Annotated in this window: 14 protein-coding genes; 10 read left to right on the top strand and 4 right to left on the bottom strand. The window is 57.3% G+C overall.

Annotated elements, in window-relative coordinates; all coding sequences use genetic code 11:
* Nucleotides 1-40: 40 nt before the first annotated feature.
* The gene (locus tag PGR09_RS15395) at nt 41-148 is read left to right on the top strand and encodes a type I toxin-antitoxin system toxin Ldr family protein (protein WP_015703763.1); all 108 of its coding nucleotides are present in this window, start codon (nt 41-43) and stop codon (nt 146-148) included.
* A gap of 82 nt (nt 149-230) precedes the next feature.
* On the opposite strand, the gene bcsG is transcribed toward PGR09_RS15395, so the two are convergent.
* From bcsG to bcsE, 3 genes are read right to left on the bottom strand one after another with little or no spacing between them, the layout of a single operon-like run.
* Entirely contained in the window at nt 231-1910 is a 1680-nt protein-coding gene (bcsG, locus tag PGR09_RS15390; protein ID WP_047047789.1) for a cellulose biosynthesis protein BcsG, read from the bottom strand.
* Complete coding sequence (gene bcsF / locus PGR09_RS15385) at nt 1907-2104, bottom strand: cellulose biosynthesis protein BcsF (RefSeq protein WP_045390791.1); 198 nt, start codon at nt 2102-2104, stop codon at nt 1907-1909. The genes bcsG and bcsF overlap by 4 nt, the downstream gene beginning before the upstream one ends.
* Nucleotides 2101-3657, bottom strand: coding sequence for a cellulose biosynthesis protein BcsE (bcsE, locus tag PGR09_RS15380; RefSeq protein WP_315711811.1), 1557 nt, complete (start codon nt 3655-3657; stop codon nt 2101-2103). The genes bcsF and bcsE overlap by 4 nt, the downstream gene beginning before the upstream one ends.
* A 168-nt stretch (nt 3658-3825) precedes the next feature.
* Between bcsE and bcsR the strand changes: the two genes are divergently transcribed.
* The 9 genes from bcsR (at nt 3826) to PGR09_RS15335 (ending at nt 19677) form a co-directional block, all read left to right on the top strand.
* Nucleotides 3826-4014, top strand: a complete 189-nt coding sequence (gene bcsR, locus PGR09_RS15375; RefSeq protein WP_045390797.1) for a cellulose biosynthesis protein BcsR — start codon at nt 3826-3828, stop codon at nt 4012-4014.
* Nucleotides 4015-4025: 11 nt separating this feature from the next.
* Complete coding sequence (bcsQ, locus tag PGR09_RS15370) at nt 4026-4763, top strand: cellulose biosynthesis protein BcsQ (RefSeq protein WP_047047797.1); 738 nt, start codon at nt 4026-4028, stop codon at nt 4761-4763.
* Entirely contained in the window at nt 4760-7378 is a 2619-nt protein-coding gene (gene bcsA, locus PGR09_RS15365; protein WP_315711808.1) for a UDP-forming cellulose synthase catalytic subunit, read from the top strand. Before bcsQ ends, bcsA begins: the two co-directional genes overlap by 4 nt.
* Before the next feature lie 10 nt (nt 7379-7388).
* Nucleotides 7389-9743, top strand: a complete 2355-nt coding sequence (gene bcsB / locus PGR09_RS15360) for a cellulose biosynthesis cyclic di-GMP-binding regulatory protein BcsB (protein WP_045390806.1) — start codon at nt 7389-7391, stop codon at nt 9741-9743.
* Nucleotides 9744-9749: 6 nt separating this feature from the next.
* Nucleotides 9750-10856: a cellulose synthase complex periplasmic endoglucanase BcsZ gene (bcsZ, locus tag PGR09_RS15355; RefSeq protein WP_045390827.1), complete on the top strand. Its 1107-nt coding sequence runs from the start codon at nt 9750-9752 to the stop codon at nt 10854-10856.
* Nucleotides 10838-14323 carry a cellulose synthase complex outer membrane protein BcsC gene (gene bcsC / locus PGR09_RS15350; protein WP_289577770.1) on the top strand — a complete coding sequence of 1162 codons (3486 nt, stop codon included), beginning with the start codon at nt 10838-10840 and terminating at the stop codon, nt 14321-14323. Before bcsZ ends, bcsC begins: the two co-directional genes overlap by 19 nt.
* Nucleotides 14324-14519: 196 nt before the next feature.
* Nucleotides 14520-16526 (top strand): biofilm formation regulator HmsP, encoded by a 2007-nt coding sequence (gene hmsP, locus PGR09_RS15345; protein WP_430916279.1) that lies wholly within the window; start codon nt 14520-14522, stop codon nt 16524-16526.
* A 155-nt stretch (nt 16527-16681) separates the two neighbouring features.
* Nucleotides 16682-17968, top strand: a complete 1287-nt coding sequence (locus tag PGR09_RS15340; protein WP_015369244.1) for a dicarboxylate/amino acid:cation symporter — start codon at nt 16682-16684, stop codon at nt 17966-17968.
* Between the two features lie 209 nt (nt 17969-18177).
* Nucleotides 18178-19677 (top strand): M16 family metallopeptidase, encoded by a 1500-nt coding sequence (locus PGR09_RS15335; protein WP_045390815.1) that lies wholly within the window; start codon nt 18178-18180, stop codon nt 19675-19677.
* 587 nt (nt 19678-20264) lie between these two features.
* Here the strand turns inward: PGR09_RS15335 and PGR09_RS15330 are convergent.
* Entirely contained in the window at nt 20265-21194 is a 930-nt protein-coding gene (locus PGR09_RS15330) for a sugar kinase (RefSeq protein WP_045397203.1), read from the bottom strand.
* Nucleotides 21195-21343 lie beyond the last annotated feature (149 nt).

Genomic DNA, 21343 nt, shown 5'->3' with positions numbered 1-21343 from the left:
GATAGCCGCGAACGGTTGCCATTGCAATACAGGCGGCTCTATGACGCTCACACAGTTAGGTCTGATCTTATGGGACGATCTGGCGGCGCCGATAATTGCTGGCATCGTGGTCAGCATTATCGTCAGCTGGATGCACAACCAGAAGTGACGGACCGGCGGGCGTGAGTCTGCTGCGTTGGCAATTTGCGCCCGAACAGGCCGCAGGAATTCTCCTGCGGCCTTTTTCGTCTTTACTGCGGATACGGCACCCAACTGCCGCCGTTTAGCTGCACGTAGGGTTTGCCCTGATACTGAATGACAATGGCGTTGGAGTTTTCTGATACCGCCGCGGTCTGCGGCAGATTTGCGGTGTATTGCTGCCAGTTGACGTTATCTTCGGTAAACATCTTACCGTCCAGGGCGCGCACGACCAGTTCAGAAACCGCGAGGTAGCTGGAAGGCTGAGTGATTTCCACCGCGGCGCCCTGATGCGGAGCCTTCATGCCGAAGAATTTCACCGCCGCAGGTACGTTGGTAATCGACGGGCTTGGGATATCGCGCAGCCCGGAAACCTGCATCTTATCCCCCTTCAGCGCGGCGCCGTGTTCCGGCACCACTACCACCATCACTTTACGCCCCGATTTTTCCAGTTCGGTGAAGAAGGCGTCCAGCTCATCAAAGAACTTCTGCGCGCGGGCCTTATAGTCGGCCGTTTTGCTTTGGCCGGGATAATGGTTGCCATCGTGCAGCGGCAGCGTGTTGTAGAAGGTCGCGGTACGGGGCGTGTTAAGCTTCTCGGTAGACTGTAGCCAGCGATCGAGCGTCGCCTGGTCGTCGTAAACCGGCGATCCGTCGAAGCCTTGCAGGATTACCGGCAAACCGCTCTGATCCATCAGCGGACTCTGCATGCCGCCGAGCGAGCGAACCTCTTTGAGGAAGTCGCCGAATACGCCGTTATGCCCCAGCATCAGCTGTTGGGTAAAGCCGAGTTTGGCCAGATTTTCGAACAGGTAGCACTCGTTGCCAGACGGCTGATACAGGTTGTTATGCGATAGCTGGCCGCAGCTGGCGCGCAGCAGGCGAACGGCTGCCGGGCCGCTGTAGGAAGTGGCGGAGTTGAAGTTTTTGAAGAGGATATCGAAATGTTTCCACAGCGGATGATCCATCAACCCGGCAGCCTCAATGTCTGACCATGACAGGGAACAGATATTAATAACCAGCAGATCGAACGGCTGCGCATCCCCAGGCAGCTGATCCGGGAACGGTGTTTTTCTTTTCTGTTCAGAAGCATAGAAAGTTTTCAGCCAATTGCTAAGGTTAGCTGAGGTTGGCGGTTCGGTCTGCGGCGGGATATCGCCGCTGGCGGCGGCGCTGGTTGATGCCGCGGCTGTTGTCGTTCCACCGGTCGTTGCCGCCGGCGTGGCCGCTGCGGTGGTCGGCTGGCCGGCGGGCCATAAAGTAAAGGAGGGCAGCAGCGGGCTGATAACCAGCCAGACCATGATCGCCGAAACGAAGACGGTAACGCGCAGCCATTGGCTGATGAATAGCCACAGCACCAGCAGCACAAAGAAGGCGCCGACCATATTCCAGTTAATAAAACGGGTGATCAGGTCCCAGATGTAATCGGCGCTGAAACCGGCGATTTGCGAGCCCTGGCTCATGATGCTTTCCGGACCCGGTAACCAGGTGTCATGCCAGAACAGGGCAAAGCCGAGCGGAATCGCTATCCAGTGGCGTATCCGGTGCAGTTTTTCACGGGGGATCGGCACCAGTAAAAAGGCGAGGAACACCAGGTTGAGCATTGGATGGAAGTTCAGGTATCCCGCCCACAGCAGGGCAAACTTCACGAGAAAATAGAAGTTCCAGCCGGACAGGCCGCGCCAGTACTGCCACAGCGGAAGCGGCGTAGCGGTAGTTTTTGCTTTGGTCATTTTTTCGGTTTGCCCTGCCTGGTCGCGCTCTCCCGGCGCAGTACGCCGGCCGGTTTCACGAAACGGGGTTTAAAGAACATCAAACGTAAAGTGGTGCGAATACGGCGCTGATAATGGCGCGTCAGGTATCCCAGCGGGAAAAATAGCAGGGCGCACAATACGATCAGCTGAATGATATCGGCGATAGACATCATGACCGCGGTTCTCCGTCGGTGGAGAGTCGCCAGGGTTCAGGGATTCGCCGCCACTGGCGCCCATCGTGTTTAACGTTAAGGGCTTCGTTTTTGCCCACCGTAATCGGCAGCGGCGTGTTCCAGTTGTCAGGAGATATGCCGCGCATCAACAGGATTTCCGCGGAAATTTGCTTATCTTCAAACCAAATCATACGGTTAGAGAAAATGTCTCCGGTCGGTAAAGGGAAGATATGGTTTAACGCCGTGTCCAGGTCATTTACCCGGCAAAACGATAAAAACAGCACTAATCGATTATTACCGATCGTCGCGATATCGCCCATGCGGTTGGGTTTACACAGGGTTAACGCCTGTTCGACACGTAGCCCCGGCGCGGGGCGCAGCGCCACCATTACCCCTTTGCTATCCGGCGGCAGCAGCGTGTTGGCCATGATATTGCTGACTGCTTCACAGAAGGCGTCCCACTTTTGATAACCGCGAAGTTTAAGCGGCCGGCTCCAGGTCAACAGCGTGTTGAAGTCTTCCGGAACGTGGCGAGTAAATTTCTGCTTTTGCACGCTTTCAATAAGCGTGAGGCAGCGAGAAAGCCCGGCGCTGCAGGGGATTACCATGTTGGCGCCGCTGCTTAACAGCAAGCGTTCATCGGTGGCGCGCAGGCTCGGCGTTTGTTCACGTACCACGATTTTTAAGGCGCTGCCGCGCTGGCGACGCAGGGTATGGATATAGCGTCCGAGCTGCTCTATTTGCTCATTTTGGGTAATGGAAAATAGCAAGGTGGCCGCCTGCGCGGTACGACCGGCTTCAAAGACGGCGTCATTGGTTTCGAACAGCGTCCAGTATTCGGAAAGCGCAGGCGCCCCTTCCAGCACGCGCAAATTACTGAGGACGATTTTTTCGTCGCTACGCGGTTGCACTGCCGCTTCTTCGCTCTGCGCCAGCCGCCAGCCTTCATCATCGTGTAAAATAACCAGCTGCTGCTGCGCGCTAATACCTTTCTCACTGCCCCACCACGCGATATCAAATAGATGGCTATCGCCCTGATAACGAATGCTCGCCAGCCCGGAAAGGGCGCGGTACTGGCGTAATAACGGAGAAAGTTGTTTGTCGGTATCATTAGCCGAATTAAGTACCATAAGAGAGCAGTTATGGTATTTGGCCCATCGATTAGATTTTTCTACCCAATGGAGTAATTCTTCGGTTTTTATATTTTGCCAGGAATTTTCTGTACATAGCAGAATAAATAAATAGTTGCCAGGTTCCATAGAACAAAGTATGTCGCGGTGCAACTCCTGCAGGCCTTCCGGGCGATCTGGCATCGTGAATAGTGCGATTTTATCAGGACCGCGATATTTTTTTAATGATATGACTTCATTAGGTTTTTTACCCATTATTATGGCGGCGACCTTGCTTTCCGGAGCCTGGCTTTCCAGCGTTTGATTCAGCAGGCTGACGGCGTCGGCATAGCGGTCGACATTAAGCCACCATACCCCGCCAACGGGCATATGGCATACTTCGTCCCATAATGATGAAATACCCAATGTATATACAATATCCACGATGTTCCTCGCGTGCACTATTTACAATGATTAGTTTACTAGCGAAAGCGTGAGAGTAAACCTAACATTGAAATTAAAGGACATCAGTTTTAGCATGTACACGTAATTTTAGGGATGAGCGGTTTCCACTTCCTGGTTTTATAATGTGTTTTTCGAATGGACAGAGAAATGCCGGAAAAAGACCCTACGGTACCTGGCGATGCAACGCTGGGATATACCTTCCAAAATGATTTCCTGGCATTAAGCCGGGCATTTTCCCTGCCGGATATTGATTACCACGACATTTCCCGACGCGAACAGCTCGCTGCGGCGTTGCAACGCTGGCCGCTGTTGGCCGAATTAGCTGAGAAAAAGTAAGGAAGCCGTCGATGGCGATTCTGGGATTACAAGGCATACGCGGCGGCGTAGGCACCACATCTATTACCGCCGCACTGGCCTGGGCGCTACAGCTGCTCGGTGAAACCGTGCTGGTGGTCGATGCCAGCCCGGACAATATGCTGCGCTTTTTCTTCAACGTTGATTTCGACCATCGCAACGGCTGGGCGCGCTCGTTGATTGACGGAGGTGACTGGCGCGACGCCGGGCTGCGCTACACCGCGCATATCGATCTTCTGCCGTTTGGCCGCCTGACGCCTGGCGAACGTGAGCACGTAGATAAGTTCAGTCCGACGCTGGAACCTATCGCGGAGCAAATCAAATTGCTCGACCAGCAGGGGAGCCACCGCTGGCTGTTGATTGATATACCCGAAGGCTACTCTCCGCTTACCCGCGAATTGCTGAACGTTTGCCATCGCGCTCTACAGGTTGTGCATCCCGACGGCAACAGCCATATTCGCCTGCATCAGCAGGCGCTGCCTGCTAATGCGGATATTTTGATTAACGACCTGCGCGTCGGCAGCCAGCTGCAGGAAGATCTCTATCAACTGTGGCTGGAAAGCCAGCGCCGTATTCTGCCGGTCACGATTCACCGCGATGAAGCGATGGCGGAATGTCTGGCGGCTAAACAGCCGCTTGGCGAATATCGCCAGGATTCGCTGGCGGCGGAAGAGGTGCTGACGCTGGCCAACTGGTGTCTGCTGCACTATGCCAGAGAGGGAGCGGCATGATCCGCCTGAGTACGTTGCTGCTGGTGCCGCCGGTGGGCGAGCGCTTGAGCGCACGTTATGATGACTATCGTCAGCATGGCGCGTCGGTGCTTTCAGCTTTTCTCGGTTGCCTGTGGGTGTCGTTGGCGTGGGCGTTAATGCCGCTTGAGACGCCGCGCTGGCAAGCTATTCGCGAACACCACGGCGACTATTTTCCGCATATTAATCCGCATCGCCCACGCCCGTTAGATCCGATACGCTATTTGCTGCAGTCGCTCTGGCTACTGGCGACCCGGGTGCCGGAACCGGATAAAAAAATTAACTGGCGCTCGCTGGCGGCGCTGGAAGGGGTTCACGGGCGCTACGCGCAGTGGATGGAAAAATTACCGGAAAAGGTCAACACCCGTACCGGCCATCTCGATAAGCAGAAAGAGCTTGAGCACCTGCATCCACAGCTGCGGCGGCTGGTGCTGGGTACCATCACCTTCTTCTCGCTGATTCTGGCGCTGTTGTGTATCACCCAGCCGTTTAACCCGCTGTCGCAATTTATTTTCCTGCTGCTGTTGTGGGGCGTCGCGCTGCTGGTGCGGCGTATTCCGGGGCGTTTCTCCGCCCTGATGTTGATCGTGTTGTCGCTGACCGTTTCCTGTCGCTACATCTGGTGGCGCTATACCTCCACGCTGAACTGGAACGATCCGGTCAGCCTGGTGTGCGGGTTGATTTTGCTGTTTGCCGAAACCTACGCCTGGATTGTGCTGGTGTTGGGCTATTTCCAGGTGGTGTGGCCGCTCAATCGCCAGCCGGTGCCGCTGCCGGAAGATATGAACGAATGGCCGACGGTGGATATCTTCGTCCCGACCTACAACGAAGATCTTAGCGTGGTGAAAAATACTATCTACGCGTCGCAGGGTATCGACTGGCCAAAGGATAAGCTCAATATCTGGATCCTTGATGACGGCGGGCGCGAAGAGTTTCGCCAGTTCGCGAAAGATGTCGGCGTCCATTACATCGCGCGTACCAGCCACGAACATGCCAAGGCCGGTAATATCAACAATGCGTTGAAGTATGCGAAGGGCGAGTTCGTCTCTATTTTCGACTGCGACCACGTGCCGACCCGCTCCTTCCTGCAGATGACCATGGGCTGGTTCCTGAAGGATAAAAAGCTGGCGATGATGCAGACGCCGCACCACTTTTTCTCGCCGGATCCGTTCGAACGCAACCTGGGCCGTTTTCGTAAAACGCCAAATGAAGGGACGCTGTTTTACGGCCTGGTGCAGGACGGCAACGATATGTGGGATGCGACCTTTTTCTGCGGATCCTGCGCGGTCATTCGCCGCGGTCCGCTGGATGAAATCGGCGGTATCGCCGTCGAGACGGTCACCGAGGATGCCCACACCTCACTGCGCCTGCATCGTCGTGGCCATACCTCCGCCTATATGCGCATCCCGCAGGCGGCGGGGCTGGCGACGGAAAGCTTGTCGGCGCATATCGGCCAGCGTATTCGCTGGGCGCGCGGAATGGTGCAGATTTTCCGTCTTGATAACCCGCTGTTTGGTAAAGGGTTGAAGCTGGCGCAGCGTATCTGCTACGTCAACGCGATGCTGCACTTTTTGTCCGGTATCCCGCGGCTTATCTTCCTCACCGCGCCGCTGGCATTCCTGCTGTTACACGCCTATATCATCTATGCGCCGGCGCTTATGATCGCGCTGTTCGTGCTGCCGCATATGATCCATGCCAGTCTGACGAACTCGAAGATCCAGGGCAAGTACCGCCACTCCTTCTGGAGTGAAATCTACGAAACGGTGCTGGCATGGTATATCGCGCCGCCGACCTTCGTCGCGCTGATTAACCCGCACAAAGGCAAGTTCAACGTCACCGCCAAAGGCGGACTAGTGAAAGATGAGTATGTCGATTGGGTTATCTCACGCCCCTATATTTATCTGGTGTTGCTTAATCTGGTGGGCGTGGCGGTCGGCATCTGGCGCTTTATGTACGGACCCGAGAACGAAATTTTAACCGTCTGGGTCAGCATCATCTGGGTGTTTTATAACTTAATCATCCTCGGCGGCGCCGTGGCGGTGTCGGTGGAGAGCAAGCAGGTGCGGCGTTCGCACCGCGTAGAGATGTCGATGCCGGCGGCGATTGCCCGCCCGGATGGCCACCTGTTCTCCTGTACCGTTCATGACTACTCTGACGGCGGCCTGGGGATAAAAATTCACGGCGACGCGCGGGTACTGGAAGGGCAACACGTGAATTTGCTGCTCAAACGCGGACAGCAAGAATACGTCTTCCCGGTTCGCGTCGCGCGGGTCAACGGCGGTGAAGTCGGCCTGCAATTGCTGCCGCTGACTAACCAGCAACATATTGATTTTGTGCAGTGTACGTTTGCCCGCGCTGATACGTGGGCGCTTTGGCAGGACAGCTTCCCGGAAGATAAGCCGATGGAAAGCCTGCTGGATATCCTCAAGCTGGGGTTCCGTGGATATCGTCACCTGGCGGAGTTCTCGCCGCCGTCGGTGAAGGTTATTTTCCGCTCGCTCACCTCGCTGGTGGCCTGGATTGTATCGTTTTTGCCGCGCCGTCCCGAACGCGCCGCGGCGGTGCTTTCGGCAGAACCAGCAATGGCTCAACAATGATGATAATGCGATGAAAAGAAAACTTTCCTTGATTTGTGCAGTGGCGGTGGGAATGAGCAGCTGGTACCCCTTCGCAACATTTTCGGCTCCGGCGGCGACGCCGAATGCCGCGGTGGTCGACGCTCCCGCCACAACGGGTGCGGCCCAGCCAGCGCCGGTGATTATCGATGGCCAGCCGACGGCGGCGGTTATCGATCCTGCCGCGCCGGTGGTGGTGGCGGACAACATTCCCTCTCGCGACGTGAAGCTGACTTTTGCGCAAATCGCGCCGCCGCCGGGGAGTATGGTGCTACGCGGTTCGCACCCAGAGGGCGCCGTGGAATTCGGCATGCGCAGTGATGAAGTGGTCGCCAAAGCGCTGCTCAATCTTGACTACACGCCGTCGCCATCGCTGCTGCCGGTGCAGTCGCAGCTGAAGGTTTATCTCAACGACGAGCTGATGGGCGTACTGCCGGTCACCAAAGAGCAACTGGGTAAAAAAGTGAGCGCCCAGATCCCCGTCGATCCACTGTATATCACCGATTTTAACCGCGTGCGGCTGGAGTTTGTCGGCCACTATCGCGACGTTTGCGAAAACCCGGCCAGCAGTACGCTGTGGCTTGATATCGGCCGTGAGAGCTCGCTGGATTTAACCTATCAGTCGCTGCAGGTACGTAACGACCTGTCCCACTTCCCGGTACCGTTCTACGACTCGCGCGACAACCGTCCGCTGACGTTGCCGATGGTTTTTGCTGCTGCGCCTGACGTCAAACAGCAGCAGGCGGCGGCGATTGTCGCCTCCTGGTTTGGCAGCAAGGCCGGCTGGCGTGGTCAGCAGTTCCCGGTCCACTTCAATGAGATACCGGAACGCAACGCTATCATCTTCGCCACCAACGATAAGCGTCCGGACTTCCTGCGCGACCATCCGCCGGTGAAAGCGCCGACCATCGAAATGGTCAACCACCCGAGCAACCCGTACGTCAAGCTGCTGGTGATCTTCGGTCGCAACGATCAAGACCTGCTGGTGGCGGCGAAGGGTATTGCCCAGGGTAATATTCTGTTCCGCGGCGATAGCGTGGTAGTGGATGGCGTGAAAGAGTTGAAGGCGCGCCAGCCGTATGACGCGCCGAACTGGGTCCGTACCGACAGACCGGTGACTTTCGGCGAGCTGAAAACCTATGAGCAGCAGCTGCAATCAAGCGGCCTGGTGCCAGATTCGATTAACCTGGCGCTGAATCTACCGCCGGATCTATACCTGCTTCGCGCCAACGGCATCGATATGGATCTGAAATATCGCTATACCATGCCGCCTATCAAAGACAGCTCGCGGATGGATATCAGCCTTAACGATCAGTTCCTGCAGTCGTTTAGCCTCAATAGCTCGCAGGATGTGAATAAGCTAATTTTACGCCTGCCGGTGCTGCAGGGGCTGTTGGATGGCCAGAACCAGGTGACCATACCCGCGCTGCGTCTTGGCGCGATGAACCAGCTGCGCTTCGATTTTCAGTACATGAACCCGATGCCCGGCGGCAACATCGATAACTGTATTACCTTCCAGCCGGTGCAGAACCACGTGGTGATCGGCGATGACTCCACCATCGACTTTTCGAAGTATTACCACTTCCTGGCGATGCCGGATCTGCGCGTCTTCGCTAATGCCGGTTTCCCGTATACCCGCATGGCCGATCTTTCTCAGACGCTAATCGTGGTGCCGAAAACGCCTGATGCGGGTCAGGTTGAGACGCTGCTGCAGGCGGTAGGCGGCATCGGCGCGCAGACCGGGCTGGCGGCTATCAACGTGCAGATGACCGACGACGGCAACCAGATTAAGGGCAAAGATGCCGATCTGATGCTGATTGGCGCTATTCCGCCGTCGCTGAAAGACGATACCAAAATCAATCTACTGGTCGAGGCGACCAAAAGCTGGGTGAAAACGCCGATGCGTCATTATGACCTGGCCAGCATCTATCCGGATGATGACGCGCGCACGCCGCATACGCGAACCGACATCACCTCTTCCGGGCCGATGGCGGCCATTATTGGCTTCCAGTCGCCGTACAACGATCAGCGCAGCGTGATCGCCCTGATGGCCGATAGCCCACGCGGTAACGAGCTGCTCACAAACGCCTTAAATGACAGCGGTAAACGGGCGGCGATGTTCGGTTCGGTGGCGGTGATTCGTGAATCCGGCGTCAATAGCCTGCGGGTTGGCGATATCTATTATGTCGGCCACCTGCCGTGGTTCGAGCGCATCTGGTTTGCGCTCTCCAGCCATCCGATACTATTGGCGATTCTGGCGGCCGTCAGCATTGTGCTGCTGGCGTGGGTGCTGTGGCGCATGCTGCGTATTCTCAGCCGTCGCCGTCTTGATCCTGATGATGAGTAATTGCTGATGAACGCATTTCGTGGGGTACTTCTCTCGGTTTTAATGCTGGCGGCGGGGCAGGTGAGCGCCGCCTGCCAGTGGCCCGCCTGGGAGCAGTTTAAAAAAGCGTATGTCAGCGCCGAAGGACGAGTCATCGACCCCAGCGATGCGCGCAAAATCACTACCTCCGAAGGGCAAAGCTACGCGTTGTTCTTCGCCCTGGCGGCCAACGATCGTCAGGGCTTCGATAAGCTATTTCAGTGGACGCAGAACAACCTGGCGCAAGGCGATCTGCGCGCCCATCTGCCGGGATGGCTATGGGGGAAAAAGAGCGAGGATGAATGGACGGTGCTGGACACCAATTCGGCATCGGATTCTGATTTGTGGATTGCCTGGGCGCTGCTGGAAGCCGGACGCCTGTGGAAGGTTGATAACTATACTGAGGTAGGAAAAGCGCTGCTGGCGCGGATTGCCGATGAAGAAGTCGCTGATGTTCCGGGACTGGGGCCGTCGGTACTGCCGGGGAAAGTCGGTTTCGCGGACGACAAGGGCTGGCGCTTTAATCCAAGCTATCTGCCGCCGCAGCTCGCCACCTACTTTACCCGCTTTGGCGCGCCGTGGCCGAAGATCCGCGACAGCAATCTGCGGCTGCTGCTGGAAACGGCGCCGAAAGGCTTCTCGCCGGACTGGGTGCGCTATGAGAAAGGCAGCGGCTGGCAGCTGAAAACCGATAAGCCGATTATTGGTAGCTATGACGCTATTCGCGTCTATCTGTGGGTCGGGATGCTCAATAACGCCGATAAACAAAAAGCGCCGCTGTTGGCGCGTTTCAAACCGATGGCGACTCAGACGATCAAACAGGGATTGCCGCCGGAAAAAACCAATATCGCCAGCGGGAAAACGACTGGCGAGGGTCCGGTTGGTTTCTCTGCTTCCATGTTGCCGTTTTTACAAGATGAGGACGCCCGCGCGCTACAGCGCCAACGGGTCGCCGATCATTATCCCGACGCGGATGCCTACTATAGCGCGGTGCTGACGCTGTTCGGCCAGGGGTGGGATCAACATCGTTTTCGTTTCGCCGCAGGTGGCGAATTACAACCTGACTGGAACCAGGAATGCGCAAGTTCTCACTAAGCTTCATCACGCTGTCTGTCGGTCTCGCACTACTGCCGCTGGCGCAGGCGGCGAATACCCCTGCGCAGCAGCATCTGCTGGAACAAGTGCGTCTCGGCGAGGCAAGCAGCCGTGAAGACCTGGTACGTCAGTCGCTTTATCGACTGGAATTGATCGACCCGAATAACCCGGATTATCTCGCCGCGCGGGCTCGCTACCTCCTGCGTCAGGGCGACACCGCCGGCGCGCAAAAGCAGCTCGATCTGCTGGCGAAACTGGCCCCTGACTCAGCGGCATTGAAAGCGACGCGCAGCGAGATCGATCTCAGCGGAGGCAAAGGACAGCAAGAGCTGCAGCAGGCGCGCCTGCTCGGCGTGGCCGGAAAGGTCGATGAAGCCATTGCCGCCTATGAAAAGCTCTTCGGCGGCGTCCCGACGGATACCGAAGCGGCTATCGAATACTGGACGCTGGTGGCGCGATTGCCCGCTCGCCATAGTGAAGGCGTTAGCCAGCTAAAAAAACTCAATGCCAGTACCCCGGATAACGTCACTCTGCTGACCTCGCTGGCGAAGCAGATGTTTTCAGATAACAAGCAGCAGGAAGGCTTCGCCTATCTGGAACAGATGGCGCGTTCGGCTTCAGGTCGCGGTATCGCGGCAGATATGTGGCTCGGCGAAATTAAAACTATGCCGGTCAGCAGCGGCAGCGTTCAGGCATTACAGCGATTCCTGCTCTTGTTCCCCGCCGGATCCGCCGCCGCTAATGCCCGGCTGCTGCTGGCGCAGCAACAAACTCAACTGAAAGATCCGACCTTCCGCGCTAAAAGCGAAGGACTGGCGGCGGTGAAATCCGGCAATGCGGCGCAGGCGGTGGCCGATCTGCAGCAGGCGGTACGCGCCGATGCCCGCGATAGCGATGCCGTCGGCGCGCTGGGCGCCGCTTACTCACAGCGCGGCGACCGGGTGCGGGCGGTGGCGCAGCTCAATAAAGCGATCGCGATGGATCCGAAAAGCCCGAATCGCGATAAGTGGGACAGTCTGCTGAAGACCAACCGCTATTGGCTGTTGATTAAACAGGGTGATAACGCGCTGAAAGCAGGCCAACTGGCGCAGGCGCAAAATGCTTACGCCCAGGCGCAGCGGGTGGATAACACTGACAGCTACGCGGTACTGGGGTTAGGCGATGTCGCCGCGGCGCGCAAAGATGACGCCGCTGCCGAGCGCTACTATCGACAGGCGCTGCGGATGGATCGCGGCAATAACCTCGCGGTACGCGGTCTGGCGAATGTTTATCGCCGTGAGTCGCCTGAAAAAGCCAGCGCCTATATTGCCAGTCTCCCTGCCAGCCAACGGCGCAGTATTGATGATATCGAACGCAGTCTCACTAACGACCGACTGGAAAAACAGGCTGAAGCGCTGGAAAGCCAGGGCAGTTGGGCGCAGGCCGCGGAGGTGCAGCGGCGGCGTCTGGCGTTGGATCCAGAAAGCGTGTGGATAACCTATCGGCTGGCGAAAGATCTGGTCAGCGCCGGCCAGCGGCCGGAAGCGGACGCGCTGATGCGTAACATGGCCAACCGCAAGCCGGGCGATGCCGAACGGATTTACGCCTACGGGCTCTATCTGTCCGGTAATAATCAGGATGATGCGGCGCTGGCGCAAATTAACGCGCTGCCGCGCGGACAGTGGACCGATAATATCCGTGAGCTGGAAGAGCGTCTGCAAAGCGACAAAGTGATGCGCGAGGCCAACCAACTTCGCGATAGCGGGCAGGAAGCGCAGGCTATTGCCTTGATTAAACGGCAGCCGGAATCGGTACGCTACGATCTGGCATTGGCGGATTGGGCGCAGCAGCGCGGCGATAGCGCAGAGGCGATAGCCCAGTACCACCGGGTGCTGAGCCAGCAGGCTGATAATGGCGATGCGCGCTTGGGACTAGCGGAAGTCTATCTTGCCGAGGGCGATAAAAATGCCGCCCGCGCGCAGGTCGCGCAGTTGAAGGATGCGGATACGGAATCGATCAACATGCAGCGCCGGGTAGCGCTGGCCCGCGCCGGATTTGACGATACCGCGGGCGCGCAACAAATATTCGACCGCATCGTGCCGCAGGCGAAAAGCCAGCCGCCGTCGATGGAAAGCGCGCTGGTGCTGCGTGATGCCGCGCGCTTCCAGACGCAAAGCGATCAACCACAGCAGGCCCTGGAAAGCTATAAAGACGCGATGGTAGCCTCTGGCGTGACCCGCGTTCGCCCGCAGGATAATGACGCCTTTACCCGCCTGACCCGCAACGATAGCCAGGATGACTGGCTGAAGCGCGGGATCCGCAGCGACGCCGCCGATCTTTATCGGCAGCAGGATCTTAACGTTACCCTTGAGCACGACTACTGGGGATCGAGCGGCACCGGCGGTTATTCAGACCTCAAAGCGCACACCACCATGCTGCAGGTGGACGCGCCGCTGTATGACGGACGGATGTTCTTCCGTACCGATGTGGTGAATATGAACGCCGGGACGTTTTCCACCAATAGCGACGGCGGCTACTCGCCGAGCTGGGGGACCTGCGGCGAAATTAGCTGCTATGGCGGTAGCAAAAATCAGAGCGACGGCGGCGCCAGCGTGGCGGTCGGCTGGAAGAACGACACCTGGAGCGGCGATATCGGCACCACGCCGATGGGCTTTAACGTGGTCGATGTCGTGGGGGGACTGAGTTATAGCGGCGATGCCGGGCCGGTCGGCTATACCGTCAACGTCCACCGGCGGCCCATTTCCAGCTCGCTGCTCTCCTTCGGCGGGCAAAAAGATAACCCTAACGACGGCCACACCGGTACCACCTGGGGCGGGGTACGCGCCGCCGGCGGCGGTATCAGCCTGAGCTACGATAAAGGCGAGGCGAACGGCATCTGGTCATCGTTGGGTGCGGACCAACTCACCGGCAAAAACGTCGAGGACAACTGGCGCGTGCGCTGGATGACCGGTTACTACTATAAAGCGATCAATGAAAATAATCGCCGGGTGACCGTCGGCCTGACCAATATGATCTGGCACTACGACAAAGACCTCAGCGGCTATACGCTGGGTCAGGGCGGTTACTACAGCCCGCAGGAGTATCTCTCTTTCTCGGTGCCGGTCATCTGGCGTCAGCGTACCGAAAACTGGTCATGGGAACTCGGCGGTTCGGTGTCATGGTCCCATTCGCGCACGCAAACTCAGGCGCGCTATCCGTTGCTGAATTTGATTCCGTCGCAGTATCGCTACGAGGCCAGCCAGCTAAAAGAAGAGGGCGGCAGCAGCCAGGGCTTCGGTTATACCGCACGGGCGCTGGTGGAACGGCGAGTTACCGGCAACTGGTTTGTCGGCGCGGCGGTGGATATTCAGCAGGCCAAAGATTACACGCCGAGCCACGCGCTGCTGTACGTGCGCTATTCCGCTTCCGGTTGGCAGGGCGACATGGATATGCCGCCGCAGCCGTTGGTGCCTTATGCGGATTGGTAGCAGATTAGCCTGATTTCTACGGCTAATCGCCAATCCACCCCGCTGTTCGCGTATACTCGCCGTACCTCGCCCGCCGCTTTCGGGAAGAACCCGTCTTGCGGGCGAGAGCGAACAATTTGCGTATATAATCAGCCTGAAAACGACCGGTAGTGATGGATCTCGCCGGATAGTCGTTCAGTTTCAGTGGAGAACACAGTTGCGCGTCAGCCGCTCACTTACAATTAAACAGATGGCGATGGTCGCGAGCGTGTCCATGGCGTTTGTCCTGGTCTTTTGTTCCATTTTACTGTTTCACTTTGTGCAACAGAGTCGCTATACCACGGCCACGCAATTAGAAAGTATCGCCCGTTCCGTTCGCGAACCGCTGTCGGCGGCAATTTTGAAAGCCGACATTCCCGAAGCGGAAGCCATTCTGGGCCGCATTCAGCCTGCTGGCATCGTCAGCCGGGCGGATGTGGTGCTACCGAATCAATTCCAGGCGCTGCGGATGCGCTTTATTCCCGAACGCCCGGTGCCGGTGATGATCACTCGCCTGTTTGAACTGCCGGTGCAGATATCTCTGCCAATCTACTCGCTGGAACGCCCGGCTAACCCGCAGCCGCTGGCTTATCTGGTGCTGCAGGCGGATTCCTATCGCATGTACAAATTCGTCATGAGCGCGCTTGCGACGTTAGTGACTACTTACTTACTTTTGGTGCTGGTTTTAACGGTAGCGCTCACCTGGTGCATCAACCGACTGATTGTTCGCCCGCTGCGCGCCATCGCTCGCGAGCTCAACGATATTCCGCCTCAGGATCGTCTCGGGCATCAACTGAGCCTACCGCGACTGCACCAGGACGATGAAATCGGCATGCTGGTGCGCTGCTACAACCGCAATCAGCAGTCCTTGTTGCGCCAGCATGATGAGCTATCGCTGCAATCGACCCGTTTTCCGGTGTCTGAGCTCCCCAACAAAGCCTTTCTGATGGCGATGCTGGAGCAGACCGCGACCCGTCCGCAGCCTTCGGCGCTGCTGGTGGTGGCGTGTGAAACCCTGCAAGATGCTGCGGGCGTCCTGAAAGAGAGCCAGCGCGAGATGCTGCTCTTAACGCTGGTCGAGAAACTAAAAGCGGTTATCCCGGCCAATATGGTACTGGCGCAGGTGAGCGGTTACGATTTCGCCATTTACGCGCCCGGACTTAGCGAGCCTTGGGAAGCGGTTTCGCTAAGTAAGCGAGTGCTCACTTCTATTGGCGAGCGATTGCCGCTGCACGGTGTCCAGCTGCGCCCTTGCGCCAGCGTTGGCATCGCGATGTTTAATAGCGAGCTGAATGCCGAGCAGTTCTATCGCCGTGCGGTTTCCGCCGCGGTGACGGCGCGGCGTAAGGGTAAAAATCAGATCGAGTTCTTTGACCCTGAGCAGATGGAAAAAGCCCAGCGCCGGTTAATGGAAGAGCATGACATCCTCACCGCGCTCGATAATCAGCAGTTCGCCATCTGGTTCCAGCCGCAGGTGGATATTGCCAGCGGCGATATTTGCGGTGCGGAAGTTCTGCTGCGTCAGCGACAGGCCGATGGCAGCTGGTCGCTACCGTGCGATCTGATCGAGCGTATTGAAAACTGCGGGTTGATGGTGCCGGTAGGTTATTGGGTAATGGAAGAAGCCTGCCGTCAACTGGCAGCCTGGCAGCAACAAGGGATCATGCTGCCGCTGTCGGTGAACGTCTCTCTCCTGCAGCTGCTGCATCCCGAGCGCGGCGTTGAGCTACTGGCGCTCATTGAACGCTACCGTATCGCCCCGGGCACGCTGGTGCTGGAGGTGACGGAAAGCCGCCGTCTTGACGATCCGCAGGCGGTGATTGCCCTGCTGCGCCCGCTGCGCGACGCCGGTACGCGCATTGCGCTGGATGATTTCGGCATGGGTTATGCCGGGTTGCGCCAGCTGCAACATATGAAATCGCTGCCGGTGGATATCCTGAAAATCGACAAGGCGTTTATTGATATGGTGCCGGATGATACCAGCATGGTCCCGGCGATAATTCAGCTCGCACGCGGGCTCAAGCTGCGGATTGTCGCTGAGGGCGTCGAAAAAGAAGAACAGCTGAAATGGTTGCAAGCGGCGGGGGTGGACATCGCTCAGGGTTACCTGTTTGGTTGCGCCTTACCGCTGGAAAGCTTTATGCAGCGCTTCCTGCACGCTGAAAAGGATGATGCAAGTTTGTAACATTTTTAGTTGTTTGTGCGAGTCAGCTCAAATATTTTAACAATTCCGTTGCAACTTAGCGGTTACTTATTTCTGAAATGTTTCCAGGGTGTTATTTTTAAGCCACAGACACAGATAACCTTTCATTGTCTGTGGTTATTCCCAAAGGACACCCTATGAAACTCTCTCTCTTCAAAAGCCTCTATGTCCAGGTTTTATCGGCCATAGCCATCGGTATTTTGCTGGGCCATTTCTACCCGGAACTTGGCGCGCAGATGAAACCGTTCGGCGACGCCTTCGTAAAACTGATTAAAATGGTCATTGCTCCGGTTATCTTCTGTACCGTTGTGACAGGGATTGCCGGAATGGAAAGCATGAAGGCCGTCGGTCGTACCGGTGCGGTGGCGTTACTCTACTTTGAAGTGGTGAGTACCATTGCGTTGATTATCGGTCTTATCATTGTCAACGTGGTGCAACCCGGCGCGGGCATGAACGTCGATCCGGCGACGCTTGACGCGCACGCGGTGGCGGTCTACGCCGAGCAGGCTAAAGATCAGGGTGTTGTCGCCTTCTTACTCGATATTATCCCGGGCAGCGTGATTGGCGCTTTCGCCAGCGGTAATATTTTGCAGGTACTGATGTTTGCCGTCCTGTTTGGCTTTGCGCTGCATCGTTTAGGTAGCAAAGGCCAGCTGATTTTCAACGTCATTGAAAGCTTCTCGCAGGTCATTTTCGGCATCATTAACATGATTATGCGCCTGGCGCCGATCGGCGCTTTCGGGGCCATGGCCTTCACTATCGGTAAATACGGCGTCGGTACTCTGGTACAGCTGGGCCAACTGATCATCTGCTTCTACATCACCTGTATTCTGTTCGTGGTGCTGGTACTGGGCTCTATCGCGCGGGCCACCGGCTTTAGCATCTTCAAGTTCATTCGCTATATCCGCGAAGAGCTGCTGATTGTGCTGGGTACTTCCTCTTCGGAGTCCGCGCTGCCGCGAATGCTGGATAAGATGGAGAAGTTGGGTTGCCGCAAATCGGTGGTGGGGCTGGTAATACCGACCGGCTACTCCTTTAACCTCGACGGTACCTCCATCTACCTGACGATGGCGGCGGTGTTCATCGCCCAGGCCACCAATAGCCATATGGATATCTTCCATCAGATTACCTTGCTGGTGGTGCTGCTGCTCTCTTCGAAAGGGGCGGCGGGCGTTACCGGTAGCGGATTTATCGTACTGGCGGCAACCATCTCCGCGGTGGGGCATCTGCCGGTGGCGGGTCTGGCGCTGATTCTCGGTATCGACCGCTTTATGTCGGAAGCGCGCGCGTTGACCAACCTGGTGGGTAACGGCGTGGCGACCGTGGTCGTCGCGAAATGGGTGAAAGAACTCGATGCCAAACAGCTCGATGATGTGTTGAATAACCGCGTTCCCGCGGACAAATCACAAGAATTATCCTCGTAATTCCTCATGTTATGCCCATGGACTATGGGCTCCTGCGCAAAATTAGGTATCATTCCCCTTCTGGGGGAATGATACCTCATGATTATTTTACGTCTTCATGCGACATTTTCGCCTTCGCGTGGTCTAACCGACGTATTTGATTCACCACCTTTTTCGGCAATCCGACGATGGGTTGCCTATGTAACCAGGAATGTTCATCAGGGGTTCACATGCAGGGCACAAAAATTCGACTCTTAACCGGTGGTTTGCTGATGATAGCGACGGCCGGTTCTGTGCAGGCAGAAGCGCTCCAGCCGGACCCGGCCTGGCAACAGGGGACTTTGGCGAACGGTTTTTCGTGGCAGGTACTGGCCACGCCGCAGCGTCCTAGCGATCGCGTCGAAGTCCGCCTGGCTGTGAATATTGGCTCGTTGAGCGAAAGCACTCAGCAGAGCGGCTTCAGTCATTTCATTCCGCGCCTGGCGCTGACCCAAAGCGGCAGCCTCCCGACGATGCAGGCGCGTTCGCTGTGGCAGCAGAGTATTGACCCGAAGCGTCCTCTGCCGCCGGCGATCGTTTCGTACGATTTCACCTTGTTTAATCTGAGCCTGCCGAACAACCGCAACGACCTGCTTAAAGAGGCGTTGAACTGGCTGGCGGATGCTAACGGTAAGTTGAGCATCACCCAGCAAGCGGTCAATCATGCGCTGCAGGGCAGCGATATGGTGGCGACCTGGCCGCTGGATACTCAGGAAGGCTGGTGGCGCTATCGCCTGAAGGGCTCGACGATGCTTGGTCACGATCCGGCAGCACCGCTGAAGCAACCGGTTGATATTAAACAGCTGAAAGAATTTTATCAGAAATGGTACACCCCGGACGCGATGACGCTGATTGTCGTCGGCAACGTCGATAGCCGCAGCGTCGCGGAGCAAATCAACAAAATCTTCGGCGAACTGAAAGGTAAACGCGAGACGCCAGCGGCGGTGCCAACGCTGTCACCTCTGCCGGCTACGCCGGTCAGCATCATGACCGATGCCGTGCGTCAGGATAAGCTGTCGATCATGTGGGATTCCCCATGGCAGCCGATCCGCGATTCCGCCGCGCTGCAGCGCTACTGGCGCGATGACCTGGCTCGGGAAGCGCTGTTCTGGCACGTGCAGCAGAACCTGAGCAAAAGCAACGTAAAAGATATCGGCCTCGGTTTTGATTGCCGCGTGCTGTACCAGCGCGCCCAGTGCGCAATCAATATCGACTCGCCGGGCGAACGCCTGAACGCCAACCTGAGCGCGGTATCGCGCGAGCTGGCGAAGGTGCGCGACAACGGCCTGCCGCAGGAAGAGTTTGATGCGCTGATTGCGCAGAAAAACCTCGAACTGCAAAAGCTGTTCGCTACCTATGCGCGCACGGATACCGATATTCTGATTAGCCAACGTATGCGTTCGCTGCAAAATCAGGTGGTGGATATCGCGCCGGAGCAGTATCAGAAACTGCGCCAGGAGTTCCTCAATTCACTGACGGTCGACATGTTGAACCAGTATCTGCGCCAGCAGTTATCGCAGGATATGGCGCTGGTGCTGCAGCAGCCGAAAGGCGAGCCGGAGTACAACATGAAGGATCTGAAAGCGACGTGGGAAAAACTGATGGCGCCAGCGCCCGCTGCCGCGGTGAGCGCCACGCCGGATGCGGCTGATGCGCATAATGAGGCGACGGATATTCCTCCAGCGCAGTAGATACTGTTATCAGTTTGCAACGGTTTTGGTCGGGGAAAATATGTGCTTTGTGTTAATTCCGAGCACATTGCGCTCCCGATATTTCTTCTGCGTTATGCCTCTCATGGCGCAGGGAGCGCACAGAGGGCGGCCAATCGCCGCCGCCCCCTGTACCCCCGGGCTCTGGCCGCCAAAATCGCCACTTCGTGGTACCTTCGACTTATCCCTGCAGGCTTCGGGTCGGGCCGAGGCCGCGTCCTTGCAAAACACGGCCCTCAGCCCGCATCCATGCGGGCTGCCCCGGCCTTCCTGGAACGTCTCAGCGATTTTGAGGCCACCAACACCGGCAGTTTCAGTAGTCATGGGTACAAAGGAAGAGTTAAAAGCTTCAGTTGCAATGGCAATGGCAATGGCAATGGCAATGGCAATGGCCGTAGGCCGGGTAAGGCGTTAGCCGCCACCCGGCGCAAAATCTGCTCTGCGTCCACCGCCTGTGGTACGGTTCGTGCGGCCTCAAAATCCCCGGTGGCGCTACCGCTTACCGGGGCTACAGCACTGTTCGATTTGGTAGCCCTGCTAAGCGCAGCGCAAGCAGGGGGAATCGGAGCTTAGTCCGGCATCGCTTCGCGCGGGATAATCGCCCCGCGATACTGGATAACCGTGCTGGCGGTGAGGTGTCCGCGTTTCGCCGCGGATTCCGCGTCGCCGCCGGTCAGGCGCACCGCCAGATAGCCGGCGCTGAACGAATCGCCCGCCGCGGTGGTATCCACCACTTTCTCTTTCGCCAGCTTCACCGCGGGCACCTCCAGCAGCGGCTGGCCGGCAATCGCCACCAGACAGGAGTCGGCGCCGCGCTTCACCACCACCTCTTCGACGCCAGCGGCGTGGGTACGGGCGATAACCTCGGCAACCGGTACCGCTCCCCACAGCGCATCCTCATCATCCAGCGTCAGAAAAGCGATATCGGTACATTCCAGCATTTGCTGGTACACCTGGCGAGTCTCTTGCTGGCTGGCCCACAGGCGCGGACGGTAGTTGTTATCGAAAATCACTTTCCCGCCGTTAGCGCGGCATTCGCGCAGCAGCGTGAGCAGCTTTTCCCGGCTGGACGGGCTGAGGATGGCGAGGCTGATACCGCTCAGATAAAGGTAATCAAAGGTCGCCAGCTCTTCACAGATGGCGTCCGCGCGCTCGCTTTCGAGCCAGAATTTGGCCGCCGCTTCGTTGCGCCAGTAGTAGAAGGTGCGCTCGCCGGTCTCGTCCGTTTCAATGTAGTAGAGGCCAGGCAGGCGGTCAGCCATGCGCTGAATCAGATCGGTTTTTACCTGCTCGCCCTGCCAGGATTCCAGCATCTGCTGGCTGAAGGTGTCGGTGCCCAGCGCGGTCACGTAGTGCACGCTAAGGGCATCCGCGCTGGTCTGGCGCGCGATGTAGACCGATGTGTTTAAGGTATCGCCACCGAAACCGCGATTCACCGCCGCGTTTTTCTCTGACAGTTCAATCATGCATTCGCCAATCACGGCAATTTTCTTAGACATAGTGCTGACCTGAAATTGAATCGAAATTAGCGGTAGTTTGCGCTGGGCACCCGGCAGGGTCAATCATATTAAAACATCGTTCCATTATTTTTTGACCTGACGCGCAAAATGTGACGAAAAGCGCATTTGGCGGATGAATCTCCGCTCTT

Origin of the sequence: Klebsiella sp. 141251 (genome assembly GCF_050600725.1) — a bacterium.
In the GTDB taxonomy this organism is placed as follows: domain Bacteria; phylum Pseudomonadota; class Gammaproteobacteria; order Enterobacterales; family Enterobacteriaceae; genus Klebsiella; species Klebsiella aerogenes.
This window is presented reverse-complemented; position numbering and strand designations above follow the sequence as displayed.